We start from the raw sequence: 14,044 nt of genomic DNA, 5'->3' as shown, positions 1-14,044 counted from the left end.
CCACTCTATAGACCTTGAGCTCGGCTGGTCGTCGCCCATTTATGATGCTATCGGGGCAAACCATTTCCAGGGGGGAGCGCTTATCATGATGGTGCTGATCGTCGGTCTGATTTTATTTCTCGGCATCCATTTGCTGCCGACATCGCCAGAATTGCGCGACGGCCTCAAAGAACGGATCGGCACGACGCCATATCGAATCCTGTTTTCGCTGTTGTCGTTCGCAGGCCTCGCGGTGATCATCCTCGGCTATCACAAGCTGCAACTCCACCCCGGCAAGAACCCGATCCTGTGGGACCCGCCGACGTGGACGCGCCATATCGCCGTCGGCCTGATGCTGCCGGCAATGATCCTGCTGGTCGCGTCGCTCATTCCCTCCCGCATTCGCACGGCGACGCGCCACCCGATGCTAATCGCGATCAAGATCTGGGCGCTGGCGCATCTTCTTGCCAACGGCGATCTCGGAGCGCTGTTGCTGTTTGGTTCATTCCTCGCCTTCGCGGTATATGACCGTATCTCGGTGAAGAAGCGCGGCGCGGCCGGACCGCTCGGGGCGGCCAAGCCCGCGAGCCCGCTGAACGACGTGCTGGTGATCGTCATCGGCGTCGGTCTTTACGCGGCGCTACTGCTCGGCGGCCATCAGTGGCTGATCGGTGTCTCGCCGATGCCGGAACTCGGCTGAACCGGCGCCAGAACTTTCGCCGGTTTGATGCGCGCGGTCGCAAAGCTTACGGCGAGTGCGATCCAAGTCCCGCAGCCGATGATCCAGGCGACGGGATCCATGATGTAATCCCAGAGGTTCCGGCTCTCGCCGGTGCCGAGCAGGAAGCAGGCGATCGCGACATTCAAGGCAAACGCCGTGATGAAATATCTGCGCCAGAGTGAATACGCGATCACGAGCGCGACGGCTGAAGGGAGCAGATATCCGTTGTAGCCGACAACGTAAGTATCTCGGTCGAGATAGCCTGCCGCCGCTGGATAGAGCGCAAGACCCGCAACCGCTAGAACCATCGTCGCGAAACGGAATTCCGCCGACGTGGCGACTCGCCGTCCGGCGACGGTCGCAGCGGCCACCACGGCGAGCAACAGAAATCCGGGAAACGATGGCCGATCAACCGTGGAAACAGTCCATCCCAAAAGCGAACGCCCCGAAATCGTGATGAAGATCGTCACCAGCAAAAAGGCAACGCCGGTTGCTGCGCGCATCATGGGTGATGATGATCTGACGAAGCCCCCGGCCAGCGCCGCCGCGATTGTGAAGAGGATCAGCGCGGCGTATCCGCTGTTTAAAAAAATGTTCAACTGCGTACTCATTGCTGTGCCGCCTGCTGCGCTGCGCCTTGCTCCACCCAAGCGCTCGAGAAGCGAACGTGATTGATTGATTTCAGGGGGCGCGAATAAACGACATCGTACTGTCCTGGCGCCGAAGCAATCAGGAATGGATAGGCGACGGTACTTTTCTTCTTCGCAGTATTCATGCGTGCGATCACGCCCACCCGCCGGAAGGTTTTGCCTTCGAGATCGGTGAGAGCCAGCGTGATATTGCGCTCGACTTCCGGATCGTCGTTGAACGCCATCAGGATATGAGACGCATCGTACCGGATGGCTGATATCGGGCCGCCCGGATTGGGAAGATCGATTGGCGTCGGAGGCGTCCAGGTCTGGCCGCCATCGTCCGTGCGCGAGATGAGGATGCTCTGGGGCTTCCGGCTTTTGAGACGGCGCACGAATGCGATGGCCGTCGACGGCCCAGTCGGGACGATCATGGGCTGATAGCCGACCTTGCCTCCATGCCCCATACGCCGCCGGTCGATCACGCGGCCCTCTTGGTTGAGGACCAGCAGAACCGGAAATTTCTTGTTCATCTCATGATAAACGGGCAGGCCGATGCGACCGTCCGAAAATAGAAACGGCGTCGACTTCGTCAGATGCGACATATTGAGGAAGGGGGACGCGTAGACAGTCTGCGCTGGCCCCCATGTCGCGCCGTTGTCGAAGGAACGTATCAGCCCGATTTCGCAGGTCGCCCAGCCGCTGAGGCGCGAGGCCGCGAAGAAAAGCCAGATCTCGTTATCCGATCGGCGAAAAGGAACGGGATTGGCCAGCGATTTGATCGTGATCGCGAAATCATGGCTGACGCGGGCGCTGTTCGTCACGACGCTCGTCGGCGACCACTGCGTGCCGTCGAAGCGCGACGAGACGAGTTCGGCGTTGTCGGCCCCTTCGTAGGTCGCGCGATACCAGAACGCCAGCATGCCGTTGGACGTCGCAATGGCCGATGCGGCGTGAACGAATTCACTTTCGTCCTTGGGCGTTATGAGGTCGGCTTGTGGTTCGAGCGGCCCGCGCACGGGCGCTTCGGGAACAGAGACGGCGAACGTCCAGAGTTCGGTTCGCGGCGCCATTTTGTGGAACAGCAGAACGACAAGCGCCGCCGAGCACAGGAACATCGCCCAGCCCATCAGGGCATTCGTTCCTCGATTTATCAGCAAATTGGTTCACCGCGGCTATCGTGCATCGTGGAAATAGCGTAACGCGCCCCACTGTCAACAACACGAGGAACGTCGCAAGGAGGCAATTCCTGCGCAGCCCGTAAACAAACAGACCGGAGTGTTGCTAACGGGTCAGCACGACGAACTCGGTGCCGCTGCCATTCTCATGGAGCGGCAGTTCACGGTCCGAGACGATCAATGACGATCCCGGACGGGCAAGTTCGGTGATCGTTTGCAGAATGTCGTCAGGGATCTTGAAGGTGTCGAGCGCCTCCGCCGCCATTTGGACGTCCAGCGCCTGACCCTGCGCGGAAACCGTTCTGCGCTTCTTCCTTTTGCCGTCGTCAAATGCCTGGCCAGGCGTCGGCGTCTGCGCGCTGACGAGGCGCCAGTCGAACGTATTCGGATCGGCGGTGCCATAACGCATGGCGGTGAAAACGTGCGTTCCGACCTTATGTTGGAGCGGCGCAACCGCAATCGGCGCTTCAAGCAGCGGCTCGGTTCCCTGCCGCACGTAAATCCGCTGGGCGCGAAGACTGACAAGAACCGAGATGGGCTTGGAGCGAAGCCTCATTTCCCTGTTGGCGTCGGCGAGCGTCGCTTTGGCGGACGTAAGATCTGTCTGTGCATCGCGGAAAGCGTCCACGGCGTCGTCGCGCCCGGTCTCGGCCGACGAATAGGTGGTCTGCACTTCAGCGAAGCTCATATCGTTCGCCGCCGCATCGGCTCGCGCCTTGTCGGCTTCGATCGTCAAATCGAGAAGCGCATCCTCGAGATCGCTTTCGCGGTCGCCGCTGGTGTCGGCGGTCGGAGCCTGTGGGGAAGGCGCGTTGCTTTTTGCACTGTCCGGGCCGCCCGACATGTAGGCTTCGAACGCCTTCATGGCATCCTGCTGCCGGGCTTCCGCTGATTTGACGGCCGCCTTCAGCGGCTCGATGGATCGGCGCGCGGCTTCGAAATTCTGGCTCGCATCGGCGAACTCTTTCGCCGTCGATTTCGTCTTGTCGTCGGCGGATGCCAGCGTGGCCTCCGCGGTCTTGACAGCGGCACGCGCCCGATCAAGCTTTTCCTGCATGATCTGATCGGCTTCGTTGCGCGTCATCGGCCGTCGCTGCGGATCCTTCGGCATCTCCGCAACCGCGCGCAGCAGCGCAGGCGAAACGCCGATAAGGCGTGGCAATCCCTGCGGCGCATCGGTCGCGGAATTGTCGTCCGTCCGGTCGTTGACGGCGATGAGTTGCGGCCTCGAAGAATCCGATTTCAACGCCATTGCGTCCTCAAGGGGGAGCGGCTTGAACAGATTCGAGCTCTCGAACGGGATTGGCTCGGGATCGTCGTAAGAGACGACCACACGATTGCCGAGCTTGGTCAGCCCAAAGAGTTTTCGTGCAAAGCTATACGGTAGCCGGATGCAGCCGTGCGAAGCGCGGAAGCCGGGCACGTCGCCCGCATGGAGAGCGATGCCGGACCACGTGATGCGCTCCTGATACGGCATCGACGCGCCGGAGTAGATGTTGCTGACGTGATAGACATTCTTTTCAAGAATGGAGAACACGCCGGTCGGCGTATCGTGTCCCGGCTTGCCCGAAGAAATACGTGACGACGCAACTTCGCCATTGATATCGAAAACCCGAACGTGCTGTTTTTTTATCGACACGACGATGAGCAGCGGCGCGCTCGACTCCGCTGCACGCGTCGACGCCGCTTGCGACTTAAGCCTGAGAATGCCGGTTTTTGGTTTCGCATTGGCGCTTGATGGGACGGTCAGCAGTCCCAACACCAGCCCCGAAATGACCGCGCGAGCCGCGACCGTACGCAACGCCGGAGAAATTCTGCCACTGACGTTCTCTGAACGACGCACGCAACCCACCCCGACGTCAAAAAAACGAAACCCGTCGCAGCGACATGATCCGGCCGGAAATTGGCCGTTCGAATTATGCGCTGATAATTGGCTAACAGAGGCCGGTCCGGCCGCGCAACCGACGTGGGGCTTGGGTGCCGATTCGACATCTGCGATGTTGCGCCAATTCAACGCTTTTGCCAGTGCCGCAGAAATACCTGTGGACGGCAAGTGGAAAAATTTACCATCCGGGCAGACTTTCGTCGCCCCTGAAAGCTGGCGTGAATGCTCGCAATTTCGTAAACTCTGTTTAGCTTATCGGGGGTGACGTCGAGCGGCGAACGCCCCACATCATCCAACGCGCGATTGCTGAACTCGAAAACGCCAAGGCGGCCCGGATCCGTTCGAACGGCTGCCGATCGGAGTAGAATGTCCATTCACATCAAGCGCCGCCGGCTGATGGCGCCCGACATCACCGCCCGCAAAGGCGGCGACCCGATCGTGTCGCTGACGTCTTATCACGCCCACACCGCCGCCATCGCCGATAATCATTGCGATTTCCTGCTGGTCGGCGACAGCCTCGGCATGGTGATGCACGGCTTCGAGACGACCGTTCCCGTCTCGCTCGAATTGATGATCATGCACGGGCAGGCCGTTGTGCGCGGCTCGAAAAAGGCCCTCGTCGTCGTCGATATGCCATTCTCGACCTATGAGGAAAGCCCGTCGATCGCATTCCGCAACGCGGCCCGTGTGATGAAGGAAACCGACTGCGGCGCGATCAAGCTCGAAGGCGGCCGCCGGATGGCGGAAACCATCCGTTACCTCGTCGATCGCGGCATTCCGGTGATGGCGCACATCGGCCTGACGCCGCAATCGGTCAATGTCCTGGGCGGTTTCAAGACCCAGGGGCGAACCATCGACCAGTGGGAAGCCATAGAAGAGGATGCGCGCCTCGTCGCCGATGCCGGTGCCTTCGCCGTGGTTCTTGAAGCCATGGCCGCGCCTCTCGCCGAACGGATCACCAAGGCCATACCGATCCCGACGATCGGCATCGGCGCGTCCCCGGGCTGCGACGGCCAGATCCTCGTCATGGAGGATATGCTCGGCCTGTCGCCGAATGTTCCGAAATTCGTCAAGAAATTCGGCGCCATCGGCGCGGCCATCGACCGCGCCATTGCGTCCTACGCCGACGAGGTCCGCGCCCGCAGGTTCCCGGCGCCGGAGCATACCTACGCCATGAAAACCCCGGAGGCTGACGCCTCGGTCACCCCGGTACGGGCCACGAAAAAGCCGAAGACGACGAGCACTTAGCATCTTCGGGCGAAAGTCCGTCCAAGGTCCGTCGGGATTCTGTCGAAAATTCCAGGCGGGACCCGGCGCGATACGCAAAGGAAACTTGCGTCCGGGGCTTGCCCGGAGCGCTCGCTCCGTTATCTATGCCCGGCGTCCGGGCCGGCCGTGGGAAGTCCCTCGTTCCGAGTTCCGGCGACTGAATGAGGTTAATGAGGTCGATGGCCGAGAATGACGACGGTCTGCTGCGTGAGGTGCGCGAGGAAATCCGCCGCGAGCAGATGTACAAAATTTGGCAGCGCTACAGCAGCCTGATTGTCGGCGCAGCAGCGCTGATCATCGTGGGCGTGGCGGGTTATCAGTACCTCGAAAAGCGCCGGATCGCATCGGCAGAGGCCGGCGGCGCCGAGTTCACGGCCGCCGAAACCCTGAACGACGACAAGAAGAAGGACGAAGCCGAGAAGGCGTTCAAGGCGATCGCCGATAGTGGTCCGGCCGGTTTTGCCGCTCTCGCGAAATTGCGCTTGGCCGGCACCGCTGCCAAGGACGGCAAAATCGCTGATGCTGTTGCAACTTACGATTCTCTCGCCAAACAGGCAGGCGGAGATGATCTGTTGAAAAGCTTTGCACAACTGCAGGCCGCTTCGCTGCGCATGGCGGATGCGGACTATGCTGAAATGCAGAATCGCCTGGCACCACTCGCTGGCGACGATCAACCCTTCACCAAAAGCGCGCGCGAACTCCTTGGAATTGCCGCTTACAAGGCCAAGAAATACGACGAGGCAAGAAAATACCTCGAACCTCTCCTGATCGATCCAAACGCGTCTCAAGACATTCAAGAGCGCGTGAAGATCGTCATGGGAGAACTCGCCGCCGCCGAAGTCGCCGCGAACACGCCACCGGCCCCAGCGGCCGCGACGGCGCCGCCAGCCGCGACGCCGGAGAAACCGGCCGAGCCGGCCAAGACGGATACGCAGTCGGATGGCGGTGGGGCAGCCGGTGCCGATAAAAAGTAGAACCGCGAAGCGGTGAGGGAGACGGGGTTGATAAAAGGGGGATGGCAGATACGCTTCGGCGTCGCGGCGCTTCTGGCGCTCGCGGCAACGCTTTGGCTCGGCGGCTGCGCCAGCGACGGCCCCACGCTTCCCAAAATGAGTGAACTCAACCCCTTCAAGAAAAAGGAAACGCCGCTTCCCGGCCGCCGCATCCCGATCGTCGAAACGACGGAAAGCATTTCCTCCAATTTGGCGGACGCCAACACTCCGATCGTAATTCCACCCGCGCGAACCAACGAGTCGTGGTCGCAGCCCGGCGGCGACGCCAACAACGCGCCCGGTAACCTCGCATTGGCAGGCCCGCTACACCAGCTTTGGAGCGCCAGCGCCGGACAGGGAACGTCGAAGACAGGCCGCGTCACCGCCAGCCCGATCGTGTTCGGCGGCCGCATCTATACGCTCGACGCAGCGGCGAATGTCGCGGCTTTCACGATGACGGGCAGCAGCGTTTTCTCCGTCGCGACCAAACCCGAAACGACCGTCGGTCTCGGCGGCTACGGCGGCGGTCTCGCCTCCGATAACGGCCGCCTCTACGTCGCCAACGGTTATGGCGTCGTTGCCGCGCTCGATCCTCAGACCGGCAAGGCGATCTGGTCGAAAAGTCTCGACGTGCCCATACGCGCCGCGCCGACGGCCGCAGCTGACCGCCTGTACGTCATCACCATCGATGGCAAGTTCTACTGCCTCAGCGGCGTTGACGGATCCGAGCTTTGGTCGTCGCGCGGCCTGCCACAGAGCGCCAGCCTGATGAACTCGACGAGCCCGGCCGTCGACGGCGATGTCGTTGTGGTTCCCTACCCGTCGGGAGATATCATGGCGTACAAGCTGTCCGACGGTTCGACCGTATGGACAGAGAACCTCTCGCGCACCCGCCAGACCTCGCAAATCGCATCGATGAGCGACGTCGCCCGCCCGGCGATCGACAACGGCGTCGTCTTCGCCATTGGCCATGCGGGCCGCATGATCGCAACTCAGGCGAAAACCGGCGACCGGGTGTGGTCGTTAAGCATTCCAGGCTCTGATCCGCCGTGGGTCGCCGGGGATACGGTCTACGTCGTCGATACCGGCAACCGCCTGATGGCCCTGTCGCGAACCGACGGCAAGACCCGCTGGCTGACTCAACTTCCGGCCGCGAAGAACTATGCGGGCCCAGTCATGGCGGCCAATACGCTCTGGCTGGTATCGAGCAAGGGCGAGGTACTGAGCGTCGACGCCGTGACCGGCAAGGTCGGCGGCACCTTGGAACTCGGGGATACGGTTTACATCCCCCCGATCGTGGCCCAGGGCCATATGTACGTTTTGACCGATTCCGCAAAACTGATCGCTCTCAACTGAGAATTGGGCTACGGAGGGCTTGATCGGCTCGCCGCTTCGCGCGGGGAGGCGCCCATCCCCCCTTTTTAAAGTCCTGGTTTCCCCTTTTGACGTCGTCTTCTCAAATTCCTGTCGTCGCCATCGTCGGCCGTCCGAACGTTGGTAAATCGACGCTATTCAATCGCTTGACCGCAACCCGGGCAGCCCTTGTCTCGGACTTGCCCGGCCTCACCCGCGATCGTCGCGAGGGCATCGCCAACATGTTTGGCATCGATGTCCGGTTGGTCGACACTGCAGGTCTCGAGGAGGCGCAGCGCGGCTCCATCGCCGACCGCATGCGCAAGCAATCGGAACAGGCCATCGCCGATGCCGACCTCGTTTTGTTCGTCATCGACGCGCGCGCGGGCGTTACCGCCGCCGATACGGGCTTTGCCCGCATTGCCCGCCAGTCGGGTAAGCCGGTGGTGCTGGTCGCGAATAAGGCCGAGGGCCACAAAGGCACCGAGGGCGTGCTCGACGCTTTCTCGATGGGCTTCGGGTCTCCGATCGCGATCTCCGCCGAGCACGGCGAAGGCATCGGCGATCTCACTCTGGATGTGCTGGCGGCGCTGGGCTTGCAAAGTGCGCCCATCCAGAAGAAGCGCCGATCCCCAGACGATCCTTGGGAGGACGACGAAAAAACGCCTGCTCCAGCCGCGGCCGCGAAGCCGATCCGTGTCGCCATCGTCGGACGTCCCAACGCCGGCAAGTCGACGCTCGTCAACGCGCTGCTCGGCGAAGACCGAATGATTACCGGCCCCGAGCCGGGACTGACGCGCGACAGCGTATCGAGCGATTTCGAATGGAAGGGCCAGAAGATCCGGCTGTTCGACACGGCCGGGCTACGGAAAAAGGCCAAGATCACCGAGACAGCCGAAAAGCTGTCCGCAAGCGACGCGGTCCGCGCCATCCGCTTCGCCGAGGTCGTCGTGCTGCTGATCGACGCCGAGCGGCCGTTCGAGCACCAGGACCTTACGATTGGGCATCGCGTAACGGAGGAAGGACGGGCCTTCGTCGTGGCGGTGAACAAGTGGGACCTCGTTCCAGACAAGCAGAAGATGCTGCGCGAGTTGAAGAAGACTGTCGCCGAAAGCTTGGCTCAGGTTCCCGACGTACCGTTTGTCGCAATATCGGCGCGTTCGGAAAGCGGGCTCGATCAATTGATGTCGGCCATCGCCAAGACCCACGCGGTCTGGAACCGTCGCGTTTCGACGCCGCAACTCAATCGCTGGCTCGCGGAAGCGTTGAGCCGTCACTCGCCGCCGGCCGTCCATGGCCGGCGCATCAAGATTCGATATGTCACTCAGTTGTCGACGCGCCCGCCGACCTTCGTCGCCTTCTCGCAGCGCGCGGAGGCGCTACCGCAGTCGTATGTGAAATATTTGACGAACTCGCTGCGCGAGGCGTTCGATCTTCCCGGCGTTCCGATCCGCTTCCATCTGAGGAGCGGCGAAAACCCGTTCGATAAAAAATGATCGCTTTGTGCTGCAACGCAATCGAGTGCGAAAATCGCAGCGGGCGGGAGCAAACAACAGCGAGATAAACTCAAAGCCATTACGCTCACCGCCCGCACGGGGCGTCAGCCGATTAAAACTGGCGCCGCTCCGGACGGGGATAGATAGGTAACCCGCGCCGCGCTTCAAGAGGTGGCGCCATTGTCTTGCTTTTCGCGGTCTCCTGGTCCATCCGAGTCCGATGGACGTCTTCTTTTATCACCTCGAACATCAGCCGCTCGAACGCATTTTGCCGAGCCTTCTGGAGAAGACGTTGGCACGTGGCTGGCGCGCTGTTGTCCAGGTCGGGAGCGAAGAGCGTCTCGAAGCGCTCGACCAGACGCTGTGGACATACACCGACGATAGCTTTCTGCCGCATGGCACCGCGCGCATCGGACATGCCGGTGATCAACCCATCTATCTGACACTGACCGACGAAACGCCCAACGGCGCAGGCGTCCGGTTTCTCGTCGACGGTGCCGAGGCGCGCGAGTTCTCCGGCGCCGAACGCTTCGTCTACGTCTTCGATGGCCATGATTCCGAGGCCGTCGCTTCGGCCAGAAACCAATGGAAGGCCGCGAAAGCAGCCGGTTGTGCCGTGACCTATTGGCAGCAGTCGCAAAGCGGGCGATGGGAGCAGAAGGCTTAGCCTTCGCGGAATGATTGCTCTCGCATGAACTACCACCACGACTATCACGCCGGAAATTTCGCGGACGTCCTGAAGCACGTCGTGCTGGCGCGCGTCTTGACCTACATGAAGCAGAAGCCGAAGCCGTTTCGCGTCATCGACACCCATGCCGGGGCCGGGCTTTACGATCTCGAAGGCGCCGAAGCCGCCAAGACCGCAGAATGGCAAGACGGCATCGCCCGCATCTTCGACGCCGATCTGCCGAAGTATGTCGCGGAGCTATTGGAGCCTTATCTCGATGCCGTCCGTTCCGTGAATGGTGCCGGTCTCAAAGCGGGTCTTAAATACTATCCCGGCAGTCCGTTGATCGCCCGCCACCTCATGCGCGACGACGATATCCTCGTCGCCAACGAACTGGCGGAAGCCGAGTTTCAGCGCCTCAAGCAGGAATTGCGGCGCGCAAAGTCGACGACGGTGCTGAACATCGATGCTCGTCATGCCGTGAAATCGCTGCTGCCGCCGAAGGAGCGTCGCGGCCTCGTGCTGATCGACCCGCCGTTCGAGGAGAAAAGCGAATTCGCCGATCTGGCGACCGCCGTCGATGACGCCATGGCGCGCTTCGCGACGGGCACCTATCTGATCTGGTATCCGATCAAGGACGAAGCGGCGGCGGATCGCTTCGTCGCCGTCGCGACAGCAAAACCCGGCGTGGAGTTTCTCGACGTTCGGCTCGCGGTATCGAAGCCGTTCCCCGGGCTCGGCCTCACCGCATCGGGGGTGCTCGTTCTCAATCCGCCGTTCGTGCTGCGCGCCGAGTTGGAAACGCTGATGCCATGCCTCGAAAGCTACCTGGCCGAGGGCTCCGGCAGCAGCTTCGACATACGAATCGGCGTTCAATAATCGCAACCTCGTTGCTGTGCAGCATTTCGCCTTGCAAGGTTCGCATATTTGCCGGATAAATTGCCGCACGCTAAGGCGGGCAACGGCACGGGAGCTCCCGACGCGTTCTAGAGACCGGCGCGTGTTCGTGCGATCCGGCAAGGGAAGCGCTTGGTATCATTCCGGCTCCGCGGCCCGCCACGGCTGACGATGCGAAGCTTTGAGCTTTAGTCATCGGCCGGGCTGCCAGGAGACGATGCATGCGCCAGACAGGTACCGTGAAGTTCTACAATTCCCAGAAGGGCTACGGCTTCATCAAGCCGGATGCCGGCGGCAATGACGTGTTCGTGCACGTTACGGCCGTTGAGCGATCGGGAATCGGAGAACTCAACGAGGGAATGCGGATTTCGTTCGAGACCGAGCCAGATAAACGCGGCAAGGGACCAAAAGCCGTCGATCTGCAAAGAGCCGGCTGACGTTTCTGGAGGGGAGCTTGCCGACGCCGCGATCTCCGTCGCGGCGATGGATCGATTCATCTCCGCGCCATCCAGTCCAGCCGCATCGCTTTGACAGTCGATGAGCAATTCCCGGTACCGATTTGTTTTTCGCAGCGCCGCATCTGCCAAAGATCAAGCAGGCGAACATAAAAAAGCTCGCCCGGTCGAACCTGGCGAGCTTTCTCGTTTTAAAATCGAGGATGGGTCTGGGATTTACTTCGCAACCGCGCCGCGAATAGCCCCGATGATGGCCATCAGGATGCCGCCGCCTGCGCCGCCGCCGATGATTTGCGTGATAATCGAAACCGGGTCGAGAGCGCCACCGGCCACGGCCGTGTGGAAGACCTGTTCGAGGATTTGGCCGCCAATGCCGCCGCCGACGATCCCGGCAATGGAATTGCCGAGCGTACCAAGGCTAAGATTCTTCAGCAGGCTGCCGGCGACGTTGCCGCCGAGTGCGCCGCTGATAAGCTGGATAAGCAAGGGAAGGTATTCCATGTGACGGTCTCCACGAGCTAGGTGGGACTACGGCGAGCCGTGCGTTTTTCGCATCGATAAGCTGCGCACCCGGATGGGCTCCCACAGTGAGAATTGTAACACATCATTCACGACAGGGTGCTGTTGAGCAGCGTTTATGCTGCCAAGGTCGGGGAGGCGTTGTCGAGAAGTGACATCCTTGCCCGAAATATGGCCCGTAACCATTTCTTGAGTCAGCTCAATGATAATTCCGGTAACTTTGAGCTATATATAAAGTCGAATATGAACGGCGGCGGAGAGGCCAAACCTATGATGTCCAGATTGATTTCAGCCTTTGTCGCGGCTGCGTGCCTCGTCGGGCTGGTCGCGCCGGCCTTCGCCGACCAGGAAGATTCAAACTATTCGATTCAGCGCAAGAAGGGCGGATATTCCTACGATAAGTCGGAATCCGTGAACGCTTACGGCCAGTCGCAACGGAAGAAAAAGGCGCCTCCGGGACCGCCGGACTTCCGTGAGCAGACTCCTTCCGGCCCATTCGATAACAGCTTCTTCTTCGACTCAGGCGTTGGTAGCTTGTACGGCGGCAACTCACCCTACATGCACTGAGCCAGACCTCGCTCGCATCGGGACCGCTTAGGCCGCGCCTCGTCGCGGCCTTCGCATATCTGTGGCTTTCGCCGAGCTAGGCAAGAATCCTGTCAATTGTAGCAAATGCGCCACTCGCCCTCGTCTCGCCATTGTGCTGACAATATGAATGCAGCCTGATCTCAGGGTGGGCTTTGAGGGAGAATTTTCGTTATGCGCTTCTCAGGCAAATTCATTGCCGCATTTGGCTTGGCCGCGACCATCGCAGTCGCCACATCCGTGTCCGCGAGTGCGGAATGCAAGCGCTACGGCTTCTTGGTGAATGACTACGGCAAAGACGGTCCGACGAAGGACGCGAAAGATCTTCTCGACAAGATGATCGCCACCAAGATGACCGAGAAGGGCGTGAGCGATTACAGCACCGGCAAGAAGAGTGTTTCTTGCGAGCTGTTCCTGAACTTCATCGTTTTCGATGAGCACACCTGCACCGCCTCCGCCACAGTGTGCTGGGGCGGATCAAAGCTTCCGGGCTCGGAGAAGGTGTCATCGGAAGACGCTGTCGAACCGCCGAAGGCGACCGAAGCGGCCGCCGAAGAGAAGCCCGTCAAGAAGAAGGCCGTGAAGGAAGCCGCCGCCCACATCGAGGCTGCTCCGATCGTTCACAAGACCTCGGCCCAGGTCGTGCCCGATCCCAAATCCGTTCTTGCTCAAAAGACGAAGAAGGCATCGGAAAAGAAAGAGGCGTCTGCCTCGTCGACCGTCGAGACCGGTTCGCTGAGCGAGCCCGTGACCAAGCATAAGTCGCACAAGACTGACGAAGTCGCGCCGGTTAAGCCGAGCGACGATGGCGCGGGATACCCGGCACCGCTTCCCCCGACGGACGGCAACGCCGCCCAGTAAGCGGACGCCACCCACATAGTCGGCTTGAACATCGCGCGCCGTGGCAAAATCAAGCCGCGGCGCGAATTTCTTGCAACTTGATTTCGATGATCTGGCGATTGTACGGCTTCAGCAGATAGGTATCGGCGCCATTCGAAAGCGCCCGCTGGATATCGAGCGCATCATTCTCGGTAACGGTATAGATGATGTAGGGCCGCTCGTTCGTTGGTAGCGCACGGATTTTGCCGAGCAGTTCGATGCTGTTTGTGCCGGGCATGCGCCAATCGAGCAGAATGAAGTCGGGCGCTTCCGACCGAAGCCGCTCCATCGCCGCAATGCCGCCATCGGCTTCGCTGACGCGGAAGCCGAGGCTTTCAAAGATGAGACGCGTGTATTTTCTGATTATGTCGGAATCATCAATGACGAGGCAGTGAATCATTTTAAGAGCTTCTCGCAGGCGAAGGGCCGCACCAACCGACGGCAAGGCAACCGGAAACTCAAACCAATATCTCGAAAACTGACTTGAAAATATTAAGGTCCGCTTAAGAGGTATGGCAGAAATCGGCAGGGGGGCTGAAT

At 60.8% G+C, this 14,044-nt stretch carries 15 protein-coding genes; 10 read left to right on the top strand and 5 right to left on the bottom strand.

The annotated features are described in order from the left end of the window. Window positions 1-85 precede the first annotated feature (85 nt). Window positions 86-679, top strand: coding sequence for an NnrU family protein (locus WC811_RS07780; protein WP_372642704.1), 594 nt, complete (start codon window positions 86-88; stop codon window positions 677-679). On the opposite strand, the gene WC811_RS07775 is transcribed toward WC811_RS07780, so the two are convergent. From WC811_RS07775 to WC811_RS07765, 3 genes are all read right to left on the bottom strand, one after another. Beyond that, a complete protein-coding gene (locus tag WC811_RS07775) occupies window positions 637-1,311 on the bottom strand; it encodes a hypothetical protein (RefSeq protein ID WP_372642702.1) in 675 nt (224 codons plus the stop codon). The genes WC811_RS07780 and WC811_RS07775 overlap by 43 nt on opposite strands. Further along, the gene (locus WC811_RS07770) at window positions 1,308-2,489 is read right to left on the bottom strand and encodes an exo-alpha-sialidase (RefSeq protein ID WP_372642700.1); all 1,182 of its coding nucleotides are present in this window, start codon (window positions 2,487-2,489) and stop codon (window positions 1,308-1,310) included. Before WC811_RS07770 ends, WC811_RS07775 begins: the two co-directional genes overlap by 4 nt. A gap of 124 nt (window positions 2,490-2,613) precedes the next feature. Further along, the gene (locus WC811_RS07765) at window positions 2,614-4,350 is read right to left on the bottom strand and encodes a L,D-transpeptidase family protein (RefSeq protein ID WP_372642697.1); all 1,737 of its coding nucleotides are present in this window, start codon (window positions 4,348-4,350) and stop codon (window positions 2,614-2,616) included. 408 nt (window positions 4,351-4,758) lie between these two features. On the opposite strand from WC811_RS07765, the gene panB reads away from it, so the two are divergent. The 7 genes from panB (at window position 4,759) to WC811_RS07730 (ending at window position 11,503) form a co-directional block, all read left to right on the top strand. Beyond that, entirely contained in the window at window positions 4,759-5,640 is an 882-nt protein-coding gene (gene panB / locus WC811_RS07760; protein WP_372642695.1) for a 3-methyl-2-oxobutanoate hydroxymethyltransferase, read from the top strand. A gap of 200 nt (window positions 5,641-5,840) precedes the next feature. Next, the gene (locus WC811_RS07755; RefSeq protein WP_372642693.1) at window positions 5,841-6,635 is read left to right on the top strand and encodes a tetratricopeptide repeat protein; all 795 of its coding nucleotides are present in this window, start codon (window positions 5,841-5,843) and stop codon (window positions 6,633-6,635) included. Between the two features lie 27 nt (window positions 6,636-6,662). Then, entirely contained in the window at window positions 6,663-8,009 is a 1,347-nt protein-coding gene (locus WC811_RS07750; RefSeq protein ID WP_372642691.1) for a PQQ-binding-like beta-propeller repeat protein, read from the top strand. Between the two features lie 86 nt (window positions 8,010-8,095). After that, a complete protein-coding gene (der, locus tag WC811_RS07745; RefSeq protein WP_372642689.1) occupies window positions 8,096-9,502 on the top strand; it encodes a ribosome biogenesis GTPase Der in 1,407 nt (468 codons plus the stop codon). A gap of 220 nt (window positions 9,503-9,722) precedes the next feature. Continuing rightward, on the top strand, window positions 9,723-10,169 hold the full coding sequence (locus tag WC811_RS07740; RefSeq protein WP_372642687.1) for a DNA polymerase III subunit chi: 447 nt from the start codon (window positions 9,723-9,725) through the stop codon (window positions 10,167-10,169). Between the two features lie 24 nt (window positions 10,170-10,193). Beyond that, on the top strand, window positions 10,194-11,048 hold the full coding sequence (locus WC811_RS07735) for a 23S rRNA (adenine(2030)-N(6))-methyltransferase RlmJ (RefSeq protein ID WP_372642685.1): 855 nt from the start codon (window positions 10,194-10,196) through the stop codon (window positions 11,046-11,048). A gap of 239 nt (window positions 11,049-11,287) precedes the next feature. Then, window positions 11,288-11,503 carry a cold-shock protein gene (locus WC811_RS07730; RefSeq protein ID WP_013948788.1) on the top strand — a complete coding sequence of 72 codons (216 nt, stop codon included), beginning with the start codon at window positions 11,288-11,290 and terminating at the stop codon, window positions 11,501-11,503. A gap of 234 nt (window positions 11,504-11,737) precedes the next feature. On the opposite strand, the gene WC811_RS07725 is transcribed toward WC811_RS07730, so the two are convergent. Beyond that, window positions 11,738-12,022, bottom strand: a complete 285-nt coding sequence (locus WC811_RS07725) for a hypothetical protein (protein WP_372642683.1) — start codon at window positions 12,020-12,022, stop codon at window positions 11,738-11,740. Between the two features lie 288 nt (window positions 12,023-12,310). On the opposite strand from WC811_RS07725, the gene WC811_RS07720 reads away from it, so the two are divergent. Both WC811_RS07720 and WC811_RS07715 read left to right on the top strand, forming a co-directional pair. Beyond that, window positions 12,311-12,607, top strand: coding sequence for a hypothetical protein (locus WC811_RS07720; protein ID WP_372642681.1), 297 nt, complete (start codon window positions 12,311-12,313; stop codon window positions 12,605-12,607). Between the two features lie 192 nt (window positions 12,608-12,799). Continuing rightward, window positions 12,800-13,486, top strand: coding sequence for a hypothetical protein (locus WC811_RS07715; RefSeq protein ID WP_372642679.1), 687 nt, complete (start codon window positions 12,800-12,802; stop codon window positions 13,484-13,486). 49 nt (window positions 13,487-13,535) lie between these two features. Here the strand turns inward: WC811_RS07715 and WC811_RS07710 are convergent, their stop codons facing one another. Continuing rightward, complete coding sequence (locus WC811_RS07710; RefSeq protein WP_372642677.1) at window positions 13,536-13,904, bottom strand: response regulator; 369 nt, start codon at window positions 13,902-13,904, stop codon at window positions 13,536-13,538. Window positions 13,905-14,044: the final 140 nt, after the last annotated feature.

It is taken from the genome of Hyphomicrobium sp. (genome assembly GCF_041659645.1).
Classification (GTDB): Bacteria; Pseudomonadota; Alphaproteobacteria; order Rhizobiales; family Hyphomicrobiaceae; genus Hyphomicrobium_B.
This window is presented reverse-complemented; position numbering and strand designations above follow the sequence as displayed.

What these genes read in the sequence shown, in the direction of transcription:
- WC811_RS07720 (WP_372642681.1), top strand. Translation starts at nt 12,311, where the DNA reads ATGATGTCCAGATTGATTTCAGCCTTTGTCGCGGCTGCGTGCCTCGTC.
- panB (WP_372642695.1), top strand. Translation starts at nt 4,759, where the DNA reads ATGTCCATTCACATCAAGCGCCGCCGGCTGATGGCGCCCGACATCACC.
- WC811_RS07735 (WP_372642685.1), top strand. Translation starts at nt 10,194, where the DNA reads ATGAACTACCACCACGACTATCACGCCGGAAATTTCGCGGACGTCCTG.
- WC811_RS07715 (WP_372642679.1), top strand. Translation starts at nt 12,800, where the DNA reads ATGCGCTTCTCAGGCAAATTCATTGCCGCATTTGGCTTGGCCGCGACC.
- WC811_RS07755 (WP_372642693.1), top strand. Translation starts at nt 5,841, where the DNA reads ATGGCCGAGAATGACGACGGTCTGCTGCGTGAGGTGCGCGAGGAAATC.
- WC811_RS07710 (WP_372642677.1), bottom strand. Translation starts at nt 13,904, where the DNA reads ATGATTCACTGCCTCGTCATTGATGATTCCGACATAATCAGAAAATAC.
- WC811_RS07775 (WP_372642702.1), bottom strand. Translation starts at nt 1,311, where the DNA reads ATGAGTACGCAGTTGAACATTTTTTTAAACAGCGGATACGCCGCGCTG.
- WC811_RS07730 (WP_013948788.1), top strand. Translation starts at nt 11,288, where the DNA reads ATGCGCCAGACAGGTACCGTGAAGTTCTACAATTCCCAGAAGGGCTAC.
- WC811_RS07780 (WP_372642704.1), top strand. Translation starts at nt 86, where the DNA reads ATGATGGTGCTGATCGTCGGTCTGATTTTATTTCTCGGCATCCATTTG.
- WC811_RS07740 (WP_372642687.1), top strand. Translation starts at nt 9,723, where the DNA reads ATGGACGTCTTCTTTTATCACCTCGAACATCAGCCGCTCGAACGCATT.
- WC811_RS07725 (WP_372642683.1), bottom strand. Translation starts at nt 12,022, where the DNA reads ATGGAATACCTTCCCTTGCTTATCCAGCTTATCAGCGGCGCACTCGGC.